This is a genomic window from Nocardioides sp. Leaf285 (assembly GCF_001422955.1).
In the GTDB taxonomy this organism is placed as follows: Bacteria; Actinomycetota; Actinomycetes; order Propionibacteriales; family Nocardioidaceae; genus Nocardioides; species Nocardioides kribbensis.
This window is the reverse complement of record NZ_LMNH01000003.1, coordinates 781,237-800,592: the sequence shown is the minus strand read 5'-3', so window position 1 is coordinate 800,592 and position 19,356 is coordinate 781,237. Positions and strand designations below refer to the sequence as shown.

Annotated in this window: 16 protein-coding genes; 3 read left to right on the top strand and 13 right to left on the bottom strand. The window is 74.9% G+C overall.

The annotated features are described in order from the left end of the window. The first annotated feature begins 15 nt into the window (after nt 1-15). On the top strand, nt 16-438 hold the full coding sequence (locus ASF47_RS12050) for a DUF4870 domain-containing protein (RefSeq protein ID WP_082500244.1): 423 nt from the start codon (nt 16-18) through the stop codon (nt 436-438). Here ASF47_RS12050 and hemW read toward each other — a convergent pair. The 4 genes from hemW to ASF47_RS12030 all read right to left on the bottom strand — a co-directional run bounded on the left by hemW (nt 431) and on the right by ASF47_RS12030 (nt 5,316). Further along, a complete protein-coding gene (hemW, locus tag ASF47_RS12045; protein WP_056864199.1) occupies nt 431-1,669 on the bottom strand; it encodes a radical SAM family heme chaperone HemW in 1,239 nt (412 codons plus the stop codon). The two genes, ASF47_RS12050 and hemW, sit on opposite strands and share 8 nt — an antisense overlap. Before the next feature lie 58 nt (nt 1,670-1,727). Further along, nucleotides 1,728-2,642, bottom strand: a complete 915-nt coding sequence (locus tag ASF47_RS12040) for a dioxygenase family protein (protein ID WP_056864198.1) — start codon at nt 2,640-2,642, stop codon at nt 1,728-1,730. A gap of 94 nt (nt 2,643-2,736) precedes the next feature. Beyond that, nucleotides 2,737-4,557, bottom strand: a complete 1,821-nt coding sequence (locus ASF47_RS12035) for an AMP-dependent synthetase/ligase (protein WP_056864197.1) — start codon at nt 4,555-4,557, stop codon at nt 2,737-2,739. Between the two features lie 102 nt (nt 4,558-4,659). Beyond that, a complete protein-coding gene (locus ASF47_RS12030) occupies nt 4,660-5,316 on the bottom strand; it encodes an MOSC domain-containing protein (protein ID WP_200919050.1) in 657 nt (218 codons plus the stop codon). A 140-nt stretch (nt 5,317-5,456) separates the two neighbouring features. Between ASF47_RS12030 and ASF47_RS12025 the strand changes: the two genes are divergently transcribed. Next, on the top strand, nt 5,457-6,986 hold the full coding sequence (locus tag ASF47_RS12025; protein ID WP_162242274.1) for a sugar transferase: 1,530 nt from the start codon (nt 5,457-5,459) through the stop codon (nt 6,984-6,986). A gap of 30 nt (nt 6,987-7,016) precedes the next feature. On the opposite strand, the gene ASF47_RS12020 is transcribed toward ASF47_RS12025, so the two are convergent. The 6 genes from ASF47_RS12020 to ASF47_RS11995 all read right to left on the bottom strand — a co-directional run bounded on the left by ASF47_RS12020 (nt 7,017) and on the right by ASF47_RS11995 (nt 14,538). Next, the gene (locus ASF47_RS12020) at nt 7,017-8,123 is read right to left on the bottom strand and encodes a glycosyltransferase (RefSeq protein WP_200919048.1); all 1,107 of its coding nucleotides are present in this window, start codon (nt 8,121-8,123) and stop codon (nt 7,017-7,019) included. 44 nt (nt 8,124-8,167) lie between these two features. Next, nucleotides 8,168-9,439 (bottom strand): hypothetical protein, encoded by a 1,272-nt coding sequence (locus tag ASF47_RS12015; RefSeq protein ID WP_056864195.1) that lies wholly within the window; start codon nt 9,437-9,439, stop codon nt 8,168-8,170. 128 nt (nt 9,440-9,567) lie between these two features. Further along, the gene (locus ASF47_RS12010) at nt 9,568-10,701 is read right to left on the bottom strand and encodes a glycosyltransferase (RefSeq protein WP_156697868.1); all 1,134 of its coding nucleotides are present in this window, start codon (nt 10,699-10,701) and stop codon (nt 9,568-9,570) included. Further along, a complete protein-coding gene (locus tag ASF47_RS12005) occupies nt 10,698-11,849 on the bottom strand; it encodes a glycosyltransferase family 4 protein (protein WP_056864193.1) in 1,152 nt (383 codons plus the stop codon). Before ASF47_RS12005 ends, ASF47_RS12010 begins: the two co-directional genes overlap by 4 nt. 35 nt (nt 11,850-11,884) lie before the next feature. Continuing rightward, a complete protein-coding gene (locus ASF47_RS12000) occupies nt 11,885-13,273 on the bottom strand; it encodes an O-antigen ligase family protein (protein WP_056864192.1) in 1,389 nt (462 codons plus the stop codon). After that, nucleotides 13,270-14,538 (bottom strand): oligosaccharide flippase family protein, encoded by a 1,269-nt coding sequence (locus ASF47_RS11995; RefSeq protein WP_056864191.1) that lies wholly within the window; start codon nt 14,536-14,538, stop codon nt 13,270-13,272. Before ASF47_RS11995 ends, ASF47_RS12000 begins: the two co-directional genes overlap by 4 nt. 137 nt (nt 14,539-14,675) lie before the next feature. On the opposite strand from ASF47_RS11995, the gene ASF47_RS11990 reads away from it, so the two are divergent. Continuing rightward, nucleotides 14,676-15,425, top strand: a complete 750-nt coding sequence (locus ASF47_RS11990) for a hypothetical protein (protein ID WP_056864190.1) — start codon at nt 14,676-14,678, stop codon at nt 15,423-15,425. Between the two features lie 77 nt (nt 15,426-15,502). On the opposite strand, the gene ASF47_RS11985 is transcribed toward ASF47_RS11990, so the two are convergent. The 3 genes from ASF47_RS11985 to lepA are packed head-to-tail and all read right to left on the bottom strand — an operon-like array spanning nt 15,503 to nt 19,351. Next, nucleotides 15,503-16,504: a hypothetical protein gene (locus ASF47_RS11985; RefSeq protein ID WP_056864189.1), complete on the bottom strand. Its 1,002-nt coding sequence runs from the start codon at nt 16,502-16,504 to the stop codon at nt 15,503-15,505. A 46-nt stretch (nt 16,505-16,550) separates the two neighbouring features. After that, entirely contained in the window at nt 16,551-17,459 is a 909-nt protein-coding gene (locus ASF47_RS11980) for an aminoglycoside phosphotransferase family protein (protein WP_056864188.1), read from the bottom strand. A gap of 11 nt (nt 17,460-17,470) precedes the next feature. Further along, nucleotides 17,471-19,351 carry a translation elongation factor 4 gene (gene lepA / locus ASF47_RS11975; RefSeq protein ID WP_056864187.1) on the bottom strand — a complete coding sequence of 627 codons (1,881 nt, stop codon included), beginning with the start codon at nt 19,349-19,351 and terminating at the stop codon, nt 17,471-17,473. Nucleotides 19,352-19,356 lie beyond the last annotated feature (5 nt).

Below are 19,356 nucleotides of genomic sequence, written 5' to 3'. Positions count from 1 at the left end.
GCACCAGGAGGCCCCATGTCCCAGCCGCCCTTCGGCCAACCGCCCTACGGCCAGCAGCCCTACGGCCAGACCCCCTACGGCCAGACCCCGGGGCCCGACGGCCTGACCCCCGACGAGCGCACCTGGGGCGGCGCGGCGCACTGGTCGGCCCTCGTCGCGGCCTTCGTGGCCCTGTCGTTCCTCGGCCCGCTGCTCGTGCTGCTCCTCAAGGGCGGCACCTCGCCCTACGTGCGGCAGCAGTCGGTCGAGAGCCTCAACTTCCAGCTCTCCATCCTCATCTACGGCGTCGTGTCGCTCGTGCTCGCCCTGGCGCTGGTGGGCTTCCTGCTGCTGCCGGTGGTGGGGCTGGTCTGGCTGGTGTTCACCGTCATCGGCTCGGTGCGCTCGGCGCGCGGCGAGCTCTACCGCTACCCGCTGACCATCCGCATGGTCAGCTGAGCAGGTCGCGCACCACGCCGTCGGCGACGAGGCGCGCCGCGTCCTCGAGCACGACCCGGTCACCCTCGACCCGCACGAGGCCCCGCGAGCGCAGCCCCGGCACGGCGGCGGCGCCGGCGTCATCGAGGACGTCGAGCGGGAGGCCCTCGCGCAGCCGCAGCTCCAGCAGCACCCGCTCGACGCGACGGTCCTCCGGTGAGAGCACCTCGCGCGCGTGCGCCGGGCTCAGCCCGGCGCCGATCCGCTCGGCGTAGGCGACGGGGTGCTTGACGTTCCACCACCGCACGCCCCCCACGTGGGAGTGGGCGCCGGGACCGACGCCCCACCAGTCGGCCCCGGTCCAGTAGAGCTCGTTGTGGCGGCAGCGGTGGGCTCCGCTGGCCGGCATGCCCCGGGCCCAGTTCGACACCTCGTACCACCCCAGCCCGGCCGCGACCAGCCGCTCGTCGACGAGGGCGTACTTGTCGGCCAGGTCGTCCTCGTCGGGCATCGGCAGCTCGCCGCGGCGCACCCGGCGGGCCAGGGCGGTGCCGTCCTCGACGATGAGCGAGTACGCCGAGACGTGGTCGGGCTCGCAGGCCAGGGCCGCGTCGACCGAGGTGGCCCAGTCCTCCAGGCTCTCCCCGGGGGTGCCGTAGATCAGGTCGAGGCTGACCTGCTCGAAGCCGGCCTCGCGGGCCCACGCGACCGCCGCCGGCACGCGGCGGGGGTCGTGGGTGCGGTCGAGCACCCGCAGCACGTGGCCCACCTGCGACTGCATGCCGAAGGAGACGCGGTTGAGACCCAGCTCGCGCAGCCGAGCCAGGTCGGCGGCGTCGACGCTGTCGGGGTTGGACTCGGTGGTGATCTCGGCGTCGGGGGCCAGCCCGAACTCCTCGGCGACCGCCTCCACCACCGCCCCGAGGTCGTCGGGGTCGAGCAGCGTGGGGGTGCCGCCGCCGAAGAAGACCGTCGACACGGGCAGGTCGACCTCGCCGAGGACCCGTCGCGCCTGCCGGACCTCGGCCACCGCCGCGGCGGCGTACGTCGAGCGCGAGGCCCCCGGGGCGCCCCCGGCGGGGCCGAGCTCCTCGGCGGTGTAGGTGTTGAAGTCGCAGTAGCCGCAGCGCACGGCGCAGAAGGGCACGTGGACGTAGAGGCCGAACGGGCGCCGGCCCAGACCCGCCAGGGCGGCCTCGGGCAGGGACCCGTCGGCGGGGACGGGATCGCCGTCGGGCAGGGCGGAGGGCATCTGGCCATCCTCCCACCCGGGGCCCGGGCGGCTCGGCGGCGGCTCGGACCCGGAGGGCTCAGATGGGGACGTTGAGGGTCAGGGTGTAGCCCTCGGCCACCGACCCGGCCGCCTTCGCCAGCTGCAGCGAGTACCCGTCGGAGAAGACGTTGTCGCTGTCGAGGCTGGTCTGGGCCATGTTCGTGACGCTCTGCTCGTAGCCCTCGGCCTCGGCGTAGACGGCGTCGGCGACGTCCTGGGGGATGGCCAGCTGGCTGGTGCGCAGCTTGTTGGAGGCGCTCGTGGCGTCCTCGAGGCTGGGGTAGACCTCGAAGTGCACGTGGGGCCAGCGACCCGAATAGGCGGCGGGGAAGATGGTGGTGAACTCCACCCAGCCCTTCTCGTCGGTCTCCTGGACCCCGCGCAGGTAGTTCTCCTCCGCGATGGACTCCGAGTACATCGAGTACTCCCCGTCGCGGTCGCAGTGCCACACGTAGACCGCCGCCCCCGACAGCACCTCGGCCTCGTCGCCGGTGAGGTCGTAGACCTTGAGGCGCAGCGTCGTGGGCACCCCCTCGGCCACGCCCGAGGCGGAGCCGAAGCTGCGGGTGATGTCGGAGCGCACCACCCCCGACTCCGTCAGCACGTTGACGCCGTTGGACCCGTCACCGGGGTAGGGACCGGCGGTCTCCTCGGGGATCTCGCCCTCGGCGACCTCCACCTCGGACCCGGCGGGCGCCGCGCCGCCGGGCCCGCCCTCCGGCGGGGTGCCGCCCGCGGTGCCGCCACCGGCGCCGCTCGTCGAGTCGGCATCGGCGGAGCACGCCGCGAGCGCCGTGGCCGCGCCCACGCCACCCACCGCGGCGAGGAAGCGGCGCCGCCCGAGACGGTTGCGCTCCACGATCCGGGGCAGGTCGTGGCTCAGGCCCAGGTCGTGGTCCTCGAGGTCGCCCTGGTGGTCATGGTGGTGGTCGTGGCGCTGGTGCGGGGTCATGGCTCTCCTCGGAAGACGGAACGGGTGCCGGCGGTCTCCCGCCGGCACCCATTCGAGTCGTCCTGCCTGTGCGCCCCCTGTGGGGAGCCTGCGCTCAGGAGTAGAAGGAGGCGATCCTCTCGGAGTTGTTGCTCTCCACCACGTTGCGCTTGACCTTCATCGAGGGGGTCAGCTCGCCGGACTCGATGGTCAGGTCGTGGTCGAGTAGGTCCCACTTCTTGATGGTCTCCCAGCGGTTGAGCCGCTCGTTGAGCTGGTCGACGTAGCCCCCGACCATCGCGCGGACCTTCTCCGAGCGCACGATGTCGGTGTAGGAGGCGCCCGACATCCCGTTCTCCTCGGCCCACGTCGCCATCGCGTCGGGGTCGAGGGTGATGAGGGCGACCACGAAGTTGCGCTCGTTGCCGAACACGAGGAACTGGCTGGCGTAGGGGCACAGCGCCTTGAACTTGGCCTCGATGGCCGAGGGGGCGATGTACTTGCCGCCCGAGGTCTTGAAGAGGTCCTTGATCCGGCCGGTGATGGTGAGGAAGCCCTCGGCGTCGAGGCTGCCCTTGTCGCCCGTGCGCAGCCAGCCGTCCTCGGTGAACGCCTTGGCGGTCTCCTCGGGAAGGTTGTGGTAGCCGGCCATGATGTGGGGGCCGCGGATCTGGATCTCGTCGCCCTCCCCGATGCGGATCTCGCTGCCGGGCATGGCCTTGCCGACGCTGCCGATGCGGTAGTCGTCAGGGTGGTTGACCGCCGCGCCCGCGGAGTTCTCCGTCAGGCCGTAGCCCTCGAGGATGAGGATGCCGGCGGCGTGGAAGAAGTCGGCGATCTCGGAGTTGAGGGCGGCGGAGCCGGAGATGAAGAACTTCACGCGGCCGCCGAAGCGCTCGCGGACCTTGCTGTAGACCAGCTTGTCGAAGAGGCCGTGCTGCACCCGCAGCGCCAGCGGGACCGACTTTCCCTCGCGCTTGAGGCGGTCGACGGTCGTGCCGACCTCGAAGGCCTTGGTGAAGATCTTCTCCTTCGCGCCACCCTCCGCGGCCTGCATGGTGACGATGCGGGCGTGGGCCTTCTCGAAGATGCGGGGGGCCGCACCCATGAAGGTCGGCTTGACGACGCCGAGGTTGTCGACGATGCGGTCGACGCGACCGTCGATGGCGGTGGCGAACCCGCAGGCGAGCTGGGCCGAGAGCAGCACCTTGCCGAAGGAGTGGGCCATCGGCAGCCACAGGAACTGCAGGTCGGTCTCGTCGAGGATCCCCTGCTCCTTGATGAGCGCACCCTGGTAGACCCAGCCGCGGTGCAGCAGGCGCACGCCCTTGGGGCGCCCGGTCGTGCCCGAGGTGTAGATCAGCGTGGCCAGCTGGTCGGCCGGGATCGCCTCGGCGGTGCGCCGGATGACGTCGGGGTGCTCGGCGAGGTAGGCGTCGCCGCGGGCGGCGAGCTGGTCCATGCTGAGCACGCCCTCGCCGTCGGCGGCACCGTCGAAGGTCACGACCGTGCCGAGGGCCGGGAGCTCGCCGCGGTGCTCGGCGATCTTGGCCAGCTGCTCGTCGTCCTCGGCGAAGACCACGCGGCACTCGGCGTCGCTGAGGATGTACGCCGTGTCCTCGCTGTTGGTCGTGGGGTAGACCGTCGTGGTCGCACCGGCCGCGAGCATGATCGCGAGGTCGGCCAGGACCCACTCGTAGCGCGTGCTCGAGGCGATGCCGACGCGCTGCTCGGGCTCGATGCCCAGCGAGAGCAGGCCGGCGGCGAGCCGGGAGACCAGCTCGCCGGTCTGGCGCCAGGTCACCGACTCCCAGGCCTCGCCGACCGGGAAGCGGTAGGCCTCGCTGTCGGGCGAGGTGGCCACCCGGTCGAGGAACAGCAGGGCGACGTTGGGTGTGAGGTGATCGACGAAGCCGGGGTCGATGGTGGCGGGCATTGACGCTCTCCTGCGGTGGACGACGACAGTGCCCGTAACCTACGTCACGTCGTGACCCGTGAGTAACCGGATCCCCCCAGGCGGTCCGTGTCGGGCCAGGCTTTACCCGGGACGCGCGCCCCCGGCGACCCAGCGCTCGGCGGCGAGCCGCGCCTCCGGCACCAGGTCGGGCACCTCCAGCAGTCGGGGCAGCAGCGTCCGGTCGAGGTGCACGGCCCGGAACATCAGCGCGACGGTCACACCGTGCCCGGGCCGGTGGCGCACCCGCACCTCGTCGCCGGCGGCCAGCGTCCCCTCCCCCAGCACCCTGAGGTAGGCGCCGGGGCGGGCCCGCTCGGTGAAGCGCCGCAGCCAGGCCTCGGCGGGCAGCCCGCAGTGGTCCATCCAGCCGCTCAGGGTGCGGCACGGGGTGCGGGGCGAGCGCACCTCCAGCACGACCTCCCCCACCTCCCAGCGCTCGCCGATCTCGCAGGCGTCGACGTCGAGCCCGCTCAGCGTGAGGTTCTCCCCCAGCTGCCCGTCGGGCAGGTCGTGGCCCAGCTCCGCGGCCCAGTCGTCGATCGCCTCGCGGGCGTAGGCGTAGACGGCCTTGTCAGGACCCCCGTGGTGGCGGCGGTTCGACACCTCGTCGCCCACCAGCCCCGCCGCCGTGGCCCGCACCCGACCCACGACCGGGGTCTTGTCGATGGAGGTGCGCCCCGTGGTCGCCCACGACGCCGCACGGGGACGACCCACGTTGACCGACCGCACCACCGCCACGTCGCCATCGTGCCAGCCCGCGGTCCGGCACCCGGCGCCACACCGTGTGACACGTCACGCACCCCGGTGGTTTGGACCGGGCCCACCGGGATAGGTTGAGTGGTGTCATACCGGGGGGTATCAGTTACATGCGTCTTCACATGGACGACGTCGTGCCAGGACTGGCCAGCGTCACACCATTGCTCATCGCCGCCGACCTGCTGGCCGTCACGGGTGCCAGCCTCGTCGTCGCCGACTCCGTCACGCTCGTCACCGTGCTGTGCGCCGCCGTCGGCGGCGCCGTCGTCAGCCGGGGTCTCAGCCTCCAGCGCTCCCGACTCGTGCTGTCGGTCCTGGAGGACCTGCCGGCCTTGTGCCTGACCGCGATCGCCGCCACGCTCCTGCTGCTGGCCACCAGCGGCCTCGACGTGGGCGACGGCGGAGCGGTGCTCGGCCCGGTCGCGGCCTTCGCGGCCACGACGCTCGGCCTGCTGGCGACGCTGCGCGGGGTGGCGTATGCGCTCGTGCGGGCCGGGCGCCGGCGCGGTGTGCTCTCGCACCCCGTCGTCATCGTCGGCACCGACGGCGTGGCCCGGCGCCTCGCGGCGGCCCTGCTCGCCGACCGCAGCCTCGGGCTGCACCCCGTGGGGTTCGTCGACGACGACGTCGAGACCGCCCTCGACCTGCCCGTGCCCCTGCTCGGCGCGCTCGGCGACCTGCCCCACGCGATGCGGGCCCTCGACGTCAACGACGTCATCTTCGCCTTCGGCAACGCGCCCGACGAGCGGGCCCTGGCCCTGGTGCGCTACTGCCAGAGCCAGGACCACCAGGTCTTCGTGGTGCCGCGCTTCTACGAGATGATGGGCCTCGACCGCCCCAGCCGCATCGAGGTCGTGCGCGACGTCGCCGTCGTGCGGCTGCGCCGCTGGCGGGTGCGGCCCCACGCCCTGCTCGTCAAGCGGTGCTTCGACGCCACCCTGTCGGCGGCCGCCCTGGCCGCCCTCGCCCCCCTCATGCTCGGCATCGCGCTCGCGGTCCGGCTCGAGACCGGGCCGGGCGTCATCTTCCGCCAGGTGCGCGTGGGCCGCGGCGGTCGCACCTTCGAGCTGATGAAGTTCCGCTCGATGAAGCCCGCCGACCCCTCCGAGAGCGCCACGGCGTGGAACATCGACAACGACCACCGCATCGGCCCGGTCGGTCGGTTCCTGCGCCGCACCGGTCTCGACGAGCTGCCGCAGCTGGTCAACATCCTGCGCGGTGACATGAGCCTGGTCGGCCCGCGCCCCGAGCGGCCCTACTTCGTCGAGCAGTTCTCCCGCGAGACCCGGGGCTACGGCCACCGTCACCGGGTGCCGATGGGCCTGACCGGCTGGGCGCAGGTCAACGACCTGCGGGGCGACACCTCCATCGACGACCGGGTGCGGGCCGACAACTACTACATCGAGAACTGGTCGCTGTGGGGCGACGTCAAGATCGTGGTGCGCACCGCACGCACGCTCGTGCGACCCCAGCCCGCGGCCACGCCGGCCTCGATCGGCCCCACGACCGCCGACCACGGGACGGGGGACGACCGGGCCGCCGAGGTCACCGTCGACCCGGCCGTCGTACGTCGCATCGACGGCGCGCAGCGTCCGCCCGCCGGGCACCGGGGCTCCGAGGGGACGCCCGAGTCGGTGCGCCGCGGCGCCTGACCCGTCCCCCGGCGGGTCGTCCGGCCGCGCTCAGGCCCGGTTGCGTGACGCCATCAGGCCCAGCGACAGCCGGGCCACGCGCCGGGCGGCCTCGGCGGCGTCGCGCTCGGCGCTGACGTGGTCGTAGCCCGCCCACCCCTCGTCGTCGGCCCGCGCGGGGTCGAGGAGCCGCTCGGCCAGGGCCGCGGCGAGGGCGTCCGGGTCGCCGGGCGGCACGAGGGCCCCCACGCCGTCGACCACGCCCTCGGCGATCCCCGGGACGTCGGTGGCCACGACGCTGCGTCCGCTCGCCATCGCCTCGAGCGGCGCGAGGGCCATGCCCTCGTAGCGCGAGGGCACGGTCACGACATCGGCCGCCGAGAGCCAGTCGGGCACGTCGACGCGGGCGCCGGCGAAGACGACCCCGCGGAGGCCGCTGGCACGCCGGCGCAGGTCGGCCTCGTCGGGCCCGGCGCCGACGAGCACCAGCTGGGCACCCGGCACGGCCTCGAGGACCGACGTCCAGGCGTCGAGCAGCCCGTCCTGGCCCTTCTGGTGGCTCAGCCGCCCCACGCACACGACCGTCGGGGCCTCGCGCAGGCCCAGGCGCGCCCGCGCCTCGACCCGGTCCTCGGGGCTGGTCGGGCCGAAGCGGCGCAGGTCGACCCCGTTGGGCACCACGGTCACCTCGGCGCGCACGCCCGCCGCCTCGCCCACGAGCCGCTCCCCCTCGCCGACGCACACGACCTGGTCGGTCCACCGCACGGCGAAGCGCTCCCACAGCAGCGCCAGCCGGCTCGACGTGCCGGACCCGGCCTGGAAGGACCAGGCGTGGGGCTGAAAGACGGTGGGCACGCGCCGGCGCACCGCGAGCCGACCGGCCAGACCGGCCTTCGAGCTGTGCAGGTGCACCAGGTCGGGACCGAGCCTGGTGACCAGCGCGGACAGACGGGCGGTCTCCTCCAGGGTCCCGACGCCGGGCTCACGGCCGGCGCGCCACCACGCCACCTCGGCGCCGGCCTCGCGGGCCGCGTAGCCCAGCCAGCCCTCCGAGGGGCAGGCCACGCTCACCCGCCAGCCCCGGGCCAGCTGCTCGCGCACGTAGCCCAGCAGCACCTCGGCCGTGCCCTCGCTCGTCGGCACGCTGACGTGCAGCACGTGCGGACGGCCCGGCGTGGCCCCGACGGGGGCGGTCGCGGCGCTCAGGGCGCCAGCGCCTCGGCACGGTGCCCGACGAGCACGGTGCCGGCCAGGCGCACGCCGGCGACGACGAACCGGTCGGCGTAGGCGGCCAGCGCCTCGGGACTGATGACGCCCTCTACGACCCCGAGCAGCAGCGAGCCGCCCGCGGACATGACGAGCGCGTCGTCGCGCTCCTCCAGCGAGGGGGCGATGACCACCACGACGTCGAAGGTGCGGGTCAGGGCCTCGGCCAGCGCCCCGAACCTCCGCTCGAGCAGGTCGCCCGGCTCGGCGCCCGCGTCGGAGGCGGGCGCGCGACCGGGAGGCAGCACGCTGAGTCCGTCGACGGGGCCGGGGCTGACCGCGTGCTCCCAGGGCGTGCCGCGCAGCACGTCGTGGAGACCGGGGGTGTCGGGCTCCTCGGGCAGGGGCTCGTCGGCAGGGGTCGCGAGCCGCCCGTCGAGGAGCAGCACCCGGCGCCCGGCCGAGGCCAGGGAGATGGCCAGGTTGGCGCCGAGCCAGGCGTTGACGTCGCCCGTCGTCACCCCCGTGACGACGACCAGGCGCGGCGGGTGCGCCCGGTGCGAGGCCTCCAGCGACAGGCGCAGGCGGCGGAAGACGTCGGCGGCCGGCGTGCCGGTGAACATGGCCTGCAGGGTCGGCGACCGGGGTGGGGCCACGTGGGCGAGCACGGGGGCCCGCAGCGCCGCCTCGACGCCGTGGGCGTCCTTGACCGTGTAGGTCCGGCGGTCGCGGGCCAGGGCCGAGACCACCGCGAGCACCAGGCTCAGCAGCACGCCGACGCCGATGGCGAGCGGGAGGTCGGGGCTGGAGTAGGTCGCCGGCTCGACCGCGGGGTCGACGTCGGTGAACTCGAAGGCCCCGGTGGGGTCGCTCTGCTGCAGCGTGAAGGACGCGGCGTTGGCCAGGCCCGCCGCGTCGCGGGCCGACGGGTCGGCGACGGTGATCTCGATCAGCTGGGTGCCCTCGACCCAGCGCGCGTCGACCTCGTCGAGCAGCTGCCCCACCGACCGGTCGACCCCGGCGCGCGTGGCGGCCTGACGCAGCACCTCGGGCGTCGTGGCGGTCTCGGCCAGGGTCGCGCGCAGGTCGTCGAGCTCGGCCGGGGCGGGCGCTCCGGGCGCCGGGGCGGCCGACACCGTCGCGGTCGCGGTGTAGGTCTTGGTCGAGGACCACACCCCCACCGCGACGCCGATCGCCGTGACCACCACCACCACGGCCACCAGCAGACGCTGGCGCCACAGTGCGGCCCCCATGTCTCGCAGCTCCATGCCCACGCTCTCCGCGGTCGGTCCTGCCCGACCGTCCTCACCCGTGGCCAGGAGATCTTCCCGGCCCCGCACGCCCCCGAGCGGAGTGCTGCACGGTGGCACCCTGGTGCGGCCACCGCTTGAAATGTCTACCACCCGAGCGCACCACCCAAACCCGTCAGCAGCCTGCGGTAGAGGTCACGGTAGGCCGCGTGCATGGTCGCCGTGGCGAAACGCGCGTCGACGAGCCCGCGGGCCCGCGCCGTGCGCTCGGTGACCGCGCGGCCGCCGGCGAGCACCTCGTGCAGACCGGCCGCCAGCCGGGGCGCGGAGCCCGGCGCCACCCGCGTCACGGCATCGCCCAGGCTGGCCAGGCCGCCCACGTCGCTGGCGACCACGGGCACCCCGACCGCCATGGCCTCGAGCACGGCCATCGGCAGGCCCTCGCGGTCGCTGGGGAGCACCAGGACGTCGGCCGCGGCCAGCAGTCGCGCCACGTCGGCGCGCTCGCCGAGCAGGCGCACGCTCGCGGTGAGCCCGGCGTCGGCGACCTGCTGCTCGAGGGCTCGGCGATGCGGCCCCTCGCCGACCAGCAGCAGGGTGCCGAGCGCCTCCCCGTGCGCGCGCCCGTCCCCGTGCTGGGCCCTGCGCTCGGCCCAGGCCTCGACCAGCAGGTCCTGGCGCTTGGGCCCGGCCAGCCGGGCCAGGCAGAGCACCACCGGTCCCCCCTCGGGGAGCCCCAGGTCGCGCCGCGCTGCGACCCGGTCGCCGGCGCGGGCCGCCGGAGCCACCCGCACGGCGTTCTCGATGACCGAGAGCCGCTGCGGGTCGAGCCCGGCCGCCACGAGGTCGTCGGCGACGGAGTCGGAGACGGCCACGACGTGGTCGGCGCAGCGGGTCAGCACCCCGACGGCGCGGGGGTAGCTCTGCGGCGGGAGGCCGTGCACGGTGCTCAGCACCGGAGGTCCACCCGCGGGATAGGTCGCCATCCGGGCGACGAGGGTGGCCCGGACGTTGTGGGCGTGGACCAGGTCGGGGCGCAGGCGCTGGGCGTGCGCCGCGAGGCGTACGACGGAGCGCGTGCGGTCGAGGGCCGTGTCACGTCGCAGCGGCACGCGTAGCGTCTCGACACCGCCGATCCCGGCGACCTCCCGCTCCCGGAAGCCGCCGCTGCTGGCCAGGCTGACCTGGTGGCCCTCGGCGGCCAGGTGGGCGGCCATCTCCGCGACCAGCGTCTCCGCGCCGCCCGGTCCCATCTCGGCGATCGTGACCAGCACCCTCACGCCGTCACCCGGTCGTAGGTCCGCAGCAGTCCCGCGACGCAGTGCGACCGGGTCCACCCGGCCGCCACCCTCTCGCGCGCGGCCGTGCCGAGCCGCCGTCGCAGCCGCGGGTCGTCGCGCAGCCGGCGGAGCGCGCCCCCCAGGGCGTCGGGTTCGTCGACCGGCACCAGGAGGCCCTCGACGCCGTCGCGCACGACCTCCGGCACCCCGCCGACCGCGGTCGCCACCACCGGCAGGCCGTGGGCCATGGCCTGGAGCATCGCGAGCGGCTGGTTCTCGGCGGCGGAGGTCGACACGTAGACGTCGGCCGCAGCCAGCGCGGGGGCGAGGTCGGGCAGCTGCCCGACCACCTCGACGCCGCCCGGGCCGCGCCAGCCGGTCGCCGCCACGCGGCGCAGCAGGAGGTCGCGCTCCGGCCCCTCCCCCGCGATCACCACCGGTCCCAGCCCCGACACCCGCTCGACCGCGTCGAGCAGAGCGCCGGGCCGCTTGGCCGGCACCAGCCGGCCGGCCCACACCAGGGCCGGCGCCCGGGCGGGTCCGGCGGGTCCGACGGGGCCGACGGGCGGTACCTCGACGCCGTTGGGCACGACGTCGAGCAGGTCGGGGTCCACGCCGACGCGGTGCACCAGGAAGTCCGCGACGGCCCGGCTGGGCGTGACCACCCGCGTGCGCGTCCACCGGGCCGACCACCGGGTCGCCCACCGCTCGCCGGCGACGTAGTAGAGGTCGTCGCGCCGCCGGCGCGGGCCGACGAGGGCGTTGCCCGCCACCTGGTCGCTCAGGCCATCGGCGACCCCGTGCACGGTGTGGACCACGCCCGCCTGCAGGGCGGGGGCGGCGAGGCGGCCCACCCAGGCCGCCCGCCGGTCGTGGAGGTGGACGACGTCGGGGCGCAGGCCGCGCACGACCCGCGCCAGCGCCAGGGCCCCGGCGGCGTCCCGCTTGGAGGTCACCGCCACCGTGTGCCAGGCGGCCCCCGCCGCCCGCACCGTCTCCGTGCGCGGCGACGCCGGACCCACCACGTGCACCTCGATCCCCTGTCGGGCCATGGCGGCCGCCACCGCGGACACGTGGTCGGCCGGTCCGCCCCCCGGCTGGGTCAGCACGTGCACCACCCGGCCGCGCCACCGGTGCTCGGCGGGCACGTCCGACCTCGTCGGGCGGACCTCGTCGGGGTGCCTCATCGGGCGCGGCGCACGCGCGGTGGTCGCCGCGCGGGTGCGCGGTCGCCGACGGACACCGCGACGGCGAGGGCCGCCAGCAGCCACAGCGGGAGGTAGAACTGCTCGCTGAGGAAGGACGCGGCCACCCCGGTGCCCACCAGGGCGGTGCACACCCCCGCGGCCAGCGGCGAGCGGTCGCGCCGCCAGCGGGCCCAGGCGCCGGCGAAGGCGGTCCCGAGCACCGAGAGCAGGGCCAGCAGGCCGAGGAGACCGAGCTCGGCCGCCACCTCGAGATAGGTGTTGTGGGCGGTGTCGAGGTCGGCCACGGAGGCCCCGGCGTCGCCGGCGTAGTCCTGGTGCTCCTCGGCGAAGGACCCGGGGCCGTGACCGAGCAGCGGCGCGTCGAGGGTCATCCGCGCGGCCTGCTGCCACAGCTCGAGGCGCTGGGAGACGTTCTCCTGGGCCACCGCCTGCTTCTGCTCGAAGCTGACCCTCACCAGGTCGGCGTTGACCGACGCCGTGAAGGCGACCGCGGTGACCACGACCACCAGCAGGGCGCCGACGGCGCGCCACGGCAGCAGCCGCACCACGACGGCGACGCCCAGCGCGACAAGCAGCCCGAGCACGGCGCCGCGGGAGTAGGTGCCGGCCAGGGCGACCGCGCACACGACCGTGGCGAGGTCCCACGCGCGGGGTCGGCGGCTCTCCGCACGCACGGCCAGGCCGAGCGGCACCGCGGCGAGGAGGTAGAAGGCGAAGTCGTTCGGGTCGGCCACCGGCCCGCCGACCCGGCGGTCGCCGTCGGCAGAGGGGAAGACCACGAGGGCGCAGAGGGCCGCCAGGGCGCAGGACGCGACGTAGACCTCGGCGAGCACGGTGGGCGCCAGGCGCCCGCGCAGGCAGTCGGCGAGCACGACCAGCACGGCCAGGAAGCCGGCCCACCGACCCAGGGTGGCCACCGCGGCGCCGTCGGAGCCGGTGACCAGGGTCGACAGCAGCAGCACTACGACGAGCACGCCGGCCGACACCAGCACGGGGCTGCGCGGTGCGTGGTGGAAGGGCCGCGCGGCCCGGCGCACGGCCCAGGCGACCACCACCACCACGGCCAGCGTCTTGGTGGCGGCGGGCGAGACGAAGACCAGGTAGTCCTCGAAGACCGACGCCGCCACGACCACCAGGGCGGCGATCTCGATCTGGCCCAGCAGCAGCGTCAGCACGACGACGGCGAGCACGACCAGGCCGGTCAGGCCCGGGGCGAGACCCACCGACACGCCGCCCAGGAGGGCGAGCAGGACCGGTACGACGGTGTGCAGCCACGCCGGCCGGGTCCGCCGCGACGGGTCGTGCCGACGGGGGCGCCCCACCGACAGCAGGGCGCTGGGCGCCTCCCGGAGCATGAGGGTCATCGGGTCCGGCCCTCCCCCAGGAGCAAGCCGACGCGCGCGAGGGCCGCCAGGAGCACGGCCGCCGCCACGACGACCTGCGCCGCGGCGACGGCCACGACCCCGGCGGGAGCGAGCAGGAGCAGCGTCGGCAGCAGGAGCAGCAGGTGGGCCAGCCGCGCGAGCACCGCCTCGCCGGGACGGCCCATGGCGTGCAGCACGGTCAGCGTCACGTGGAGCAGCCCCGCCGCGAGGGCGTAGGCCGCGAGCACCCGGAGCACCGGCACGGCCGGTGCCCACGCGGGTCCCAGCAGCACCAGGCGGTCGGCCAGCAGGGCCAGCAGCCCGCAGACGGGCAGGAGCAGCGCCAGCGAGAGCCGCGCGAGGTCCGACACCGTGGCCCGCAGCTCCGCGCCGTGCCGGCGGCACAGCACGGGGAAGGCGGCGCTGGAGAGGACCACGGCCACCAGGAGGTAGGGCACCGCCGCCACCCGGAAGGCCAACGAGTAGTGGCCCAGCGCCACGGCGCCGAGCAGGTGGGCGACCACGACGTAGTCGAGGTTGACCTGGACGAGCTCGAGCAGGTGGGCCCCCGACCACGGGAGCCCGAAGCGCAGGAGGCCGCGCACGTCGTCGGCGTGCCAGCCCGGGCGCACGGGCGGGTGCACGCACCAGGCCAGCAGCAGCACCGCGACGCCCTGCACCACCTGGCCGGCCACCAGCGCTCCGACGCCCCAGCCACGCCCGACCAGCCACACCGCCAGCGCGGCCCCCAGCAGGGAGGCCGCGACGTCGGGCAGCACCCGGCGGCCGAAGGCCAGGCGCCGGCGCATCAGCTCGAGGGTGACCATGGCCGCCGCGACCAGCGGCGCCGTCAGCACGAGCCCGCGCACCGGGCCCACGGCGGCGGGCCCCGCCCCCAGCGCGGACACCAGCGCCGGCGCCGAGACCCACACCGCGAGCGTCGCCGCGGCGCCCGAGGCCAGCGCGAGGGAGACCGCGGAGCGGGCGGCCCGGTCGACGTCGCCCTCCCAGCGCACCAGGGCGGCGGAGGCCCCGAGACCGCTGACGAGCGCCACGGCGCTCGACACCAGCGTGGCCAGGGCGACGACCCCGAGGTCGGCCGGCACCAGGGCCGCGGCCAGGGCCAGCAGCACGACGGTCTGCCCGGCCTTCAGGCTCACGGCGTGCGTGGCGAACCACAGCGCCCCCGTGCCCACAGGACGCTCGCGGGGCGGGAGGGCGCGCGTCGGTGCGGCCACCACGGCACGCGCGACGTCGAACATCATCCCCCCGGACTGCGACCGGGACGTCCTCCCGATCGCCATGATCGTGCTCCGACGCTACCCCGGATGGTGTGTCGCCACACCCGCGAGGGCATCATGGGGGCCGGTCCACGCGTGTCGACGGTGATTCGGGGGAACACATGCGCACCCAGCCGGCCCGCCTCCTGGTGGCGCTCCTGCTGCCCGCTCTGCTGCTGGCCCTCGCCGGCTGCGCCGACCTGCGGGCCCAGGTGGCCGGCGCGGCCGACGCCCCCGCCTCGGGCGCGGCCGAGGCGCCCGACGTGCTGACCACCAGCGAGTGGGCCGTCACCGACGGACTCCTCTCGGTGCTGGTGCGCAACGAGGAGGACCGCACGCTGCGCACCGCCGAGGTCACCCTCGAGGCCTTCGACCGCGACGACGTGTCCCTCGGCACCTGGAGCGCCAGCGCCATGGTCGGGCAGGACGCCTGCTGCACCGTCACCGACCTGGCCCCCGGCGAGATCTACGGGCTCTACTTCCCCGTCGGCGTCGACGTCGGGGAGGTCGCCGCGGTCGACCTCGACTACCGCGACGTCGCCTGGCAGCCCGCCGCGACCGACCAGGACAGCTCCACCGCCTCGGCCACCGGCCTGGCCAGCGACCTCAACGCCAGCCGCACCGTCGTCAACGCCGACCTCACCGTGGGCAGCGCCGACATCCCGCAGGCCCTCGTGCAGGCCATCCTGCGCGGCGTCGACGGTCAGCTGGTGGCGGTCGTCACCGGGGTGTGGACCTGCCTGACGGCCTTCGAGGTGCGCCCGATCGAGATGCAGCTCTTCCAGGGCGTGCCCGAGGGCACCGTGGTCGACTCGATCACGGTGCGACCGCTCGACCCCTCGACCAGCCCCGTCGCACCGACCTGCGGCTAGCCACGCCCGCGAGCCCCGGGCGGCCCGGGCGCTGGAGGCGCCGAGGGCGCCGCGTGCGCCGCGGCCGCCCGAGCGGATCAGTGGCCGCGGAAGAGCCAGCCGAGCGGGCGGGCACCCGTGAGGGCCTGGTCGAGGTCGTCCTGCTCGCCGCCCGCGGCACGGGCGCCCGACGCCGTCCGCTGCGACGGGCCCGTCGCCGGCTCGGGCCGGGGCTCGGGCGCCACGGCCTCGTCCTCCCCCACGGGCACCGGGCCGGGGGCGGTCTCCGCGCCCGAGGTGGACCCGGGCTCCCCGTCGCCGTCGTCGGCCAGGTCGTCGGCCAGGTCGTCGGCAGCGAGGTCGTCGGCAGCGTGGTCGTCGGGACCCACGACCACGACCGGCAGCGCGGTGACCTCGCCCCCCGGGCCGGAGGGGCCGTCGGCGCCCTGGGGTGCGTCCGCCGTGTCGGTCGTGTCCGCCGTGTCGGTCGTGTCGGTCGTGTCGGTCAGGTCGGAGCCGACGGCGGCGTCGAGCTCGGCGGCCGCGGTGGTCACCGCGAGCGCCACCGTGCTGGCGCTCGCCAGGGTGGTGGCGAGACCGCGCAGGTCGGAGTCGATCCCGGCGATGAGCCGCTCGGCCTGCTGGCGCACCTGGGCCATCTCGGCGAGGGCCTCGGCCCGGGCCTCGCGGCGGGCCTCGGCGCGCGCGGCGTCGGCCTCGTCGCGCACCCGGACGGCCTCCGCCTCGGCCTCCTCCTTCACCCGGGTGGCCGTCGCCTCCGCCTCCGCCACCGTGCTGCGGGCCCGCTCCGCCGCGGCGTCGCGCTCGCGCTCGGCGTCGGCGCGGGCCTCAGCCACCAGCGTGGTGGCCAGCTCCTGGGCCTCGCGCACGAGGTCGTCGGCCTCGGCCACGGCCGCGTCGCGCACGCGCGTGGCCTCGGCGAGCAGCCCGCTGGCCTCGCGCCGCGTCGCCAGCTCCGCGCGCAGCGCCGCGGCCCGCGCCCCGACGTCACCCGCCGGGCCCGCTCCCGCGTCGCCCGCGTCGCCCGCGTCGCCCGCTGCGTCCTGCGACTGGTCCTGCGACTGGTCCTGATCGGTCACCGTCGTCCCCCTTTGCGCTGGTGTCCTGCCCCGAGGGTAACCCGGCTCAGCCCTGCACGGCCTTGGCGATCGTGATGCAGCGGGTCAGCCACTCGGCGTCGGGCGCTCCCGACTCCACCGACCACAGGGCCTGGTGCAGCATGCGCACGACGACCCAGTCGCGGGCACGGTCCTCGTCGAGACCGGCGGTGTCGATGGTGGTGTGGAAGCGGCGGCGCACCGCGTCGCGCACGTCGCCGGAGGCCAGGACCTCCTCCCAGCGGTTCCACAGCAGCGGCGCCACCTCGTAGTGCGGGTCGCCGCTGACCGGCTTCGGGTCGATCGCCAGCCACTCCGGCCCGTCGGAGCGCGAGGTGGCCAGCACGTTGGCGTAGTGCAGGTCGGTGTGGATCGTCGTGCCGGCGGCCGCGTGGTCGCCCAGCAGGTCGCGGCCCAGCGCCACCGCCTGCTCCACCAGGCGGTGCGGCACCCCGGCGTCGCGCGGCAGCCCGGCCAGCCGCTCGCTCCAGGGCTCGACGTACGACGCGAGGGTGCGCAGCTGCGGCGGGGCCGGCGTGTGGAGCGCGGCGTAGAGCCCGCCGACGACCTCGCAGGCCTCGACGTCCCAGGCGTCGGTGAGGTCGCGGTCCTCCAGGCGCTCCAGCAGCAGCGCGCGGCGGTGGGGGTCGGCGCGCAGCAGCCGCACGCTCGCGCGCCCGCCCCAGCGCTGGAGCACCAGTGCCTCGTGCTCGGACTCCTCGTCGGGGAAGGCGAGCTTGAGCACCGCCGGCGCGCCGCGGTCGGTGCGCACCGGCAGCACCCACGAGCAGTGCCCGGCGCGGGCCTCGCCGTCGGCGGCGAGCTCCCACGCACCGGCCAGCTCCTCGACCAGCCGCGGCAGCCGCTCGACGAAGGCCGCCCAGTCGGGCCCACGCGCGGCGAAGGCCGTGACCTCGGCCGGCAGCCGTGGCCTCACCGGGCCCGCACCTACTTCTTGCCGGTCTTCTCGCCGGCGACGGTCGGGCCGTTGGACAGCGCGGCGATGAACGCCTCCTGGGGGACCTCGACGCGGCCGACCATCTTCATCCGCTTCTTGCCCTCCTTCTGCTTCTCCAGCAGCTTGCGCTTGCGGGTGATGTCGCCGCCGTAGCACTTGGCCAGGACGTCCTTGCGGATGGCGCGGATGTTCTCCCGCGCGATCACCCGGGCGCCGATGGCGGCCTGGATCGGCACCTCGAACTGCTGGCGCGGGATGAGGTCCTTGAGCTTGCCGGCCAGCATGACGCCGTAGGAGTAGGCCGCCTCGCGGTGGACGATGGCGGAGAAGGCGTCGACCGGCTCCCCCTGGAGCAGGATGTCGACCTTCACCAGGTCGGCGGCCTGCTCGCCCGAGCGCTCGTAGTTGAGCGAGGCGTAGCCCTTGGTCTTGGACTTGAGGTGGTCGAAGAAGTCGAAGGCGATCTCGCCCATCGGCAGCGTGTAGCGCATCTCGACACGGTCCTCGGAGAGGTAGTCCATGCCCTTGAGCGTGCCGCGCTTGGTCTGGCACAGCTCCATGATCGTGCCGATGTAGTCCGAGGGGCTGAGGATCGTGGCGTTGACCACCGGCTCGCGGACCTCGGCGATCTTGCCCTCGGGGTACTCGCTGGGGTTGGTCACCGTCAGCTCGGTGCCGTCCTCCATGACGACCTCGTAGACCACGTTCGGGGCGGTGGAGATGAGGTCGAGGTTGAACTCGCGCTCGAGGCGGTCGCGGGTGATCTCCATGTGCAGCAGGCCCAGGAAGCCCAGGCGGAAGCCGAAGCCGAGCGCGCCGGAGGTCTCCGGCTCGTAGGTCAGGGCCGCGTCGTTGAGCTGGAGCTTCTCGAGCGCCTCGCGCAGGTCGCCGAACTGGTCGCCGTCGATGGGGTAGAGACCGGCGTAGACCATCGGGTTGGGGTGCTTGTAGCCGCCCAGGGCCTGGGTCGCGCCGTGGTGCTGGGTGGTGACGGTGTCACCGACGCGCGACTGGCGCACGTCCTTCACCCCGGTGATGAGGTAGCCCACCTCGCCGACGCCGATCTTGTCGGCCTTGACCTGCTCGGGGCTGATCACGCCGAGCTCGAGCAGCTCGTGGGTGGCGCCGGTCGACATCATCTTGATCCGGTCGCGGTGGCTGAGCTCGCCGTCGATGACGCGGACGTAGGTGACCACGCCGCGGTAGGTGTCGTAGACGGAGTCGAAGATGAGCGCCCGTGCGGGCTTGTCGGCCTCGCCCACGGGAGGCGGGGTCTGCTTGACGATCTCGTTGAGCAGGTCGGCCACGCCGACGCCGGTCTTGGCGCTGACCCGCAGCACGTCGGAGGGGTCGCAGCCGACCAGCCCGGCGAGCTCCGCGGCGTACTTCTCGGGGTTGGCGCTGGGCAGGTCGATCTTGTTGAGCACCGGGATGATGTGCAGGTCGGCGCCCATGGCGAGGTAGAGGTTGGCCAGCGTCTGCGCCTCGATGCCCTGGGCCGCGTCGACCAGCAGGACCGCGGCCTCGCAGGCCTCCAGGGAACGCGAGACCTCGTAGGTGAAGTCGACGTGGCCCGGCGTGTCGATCATGTTGAGCACGTAGTCGCCGGCCTCGGCGCCCTGCTCGTTGGCCGCCGGCACCGTCCACGGCATGCGCACGGCCTGGCTCTTGATCGTGATGCCGCGCTCGCGCTCGATGTCCATGCGGTCGAGGTACTGCGCCCGGGCGGCGCGCTCGTCGACCACGCCGGTCAGCTGCAGCATCCGGTCGGCCAGCGTCGACTTGCCGTGGTCGATGTGCGCGATGATGCAGAAGTTGCGGATGATCGCGGGCGCGGTCTGGCCGGGCTGCGGCAGAGGGGTGGGTGCCATGGTGC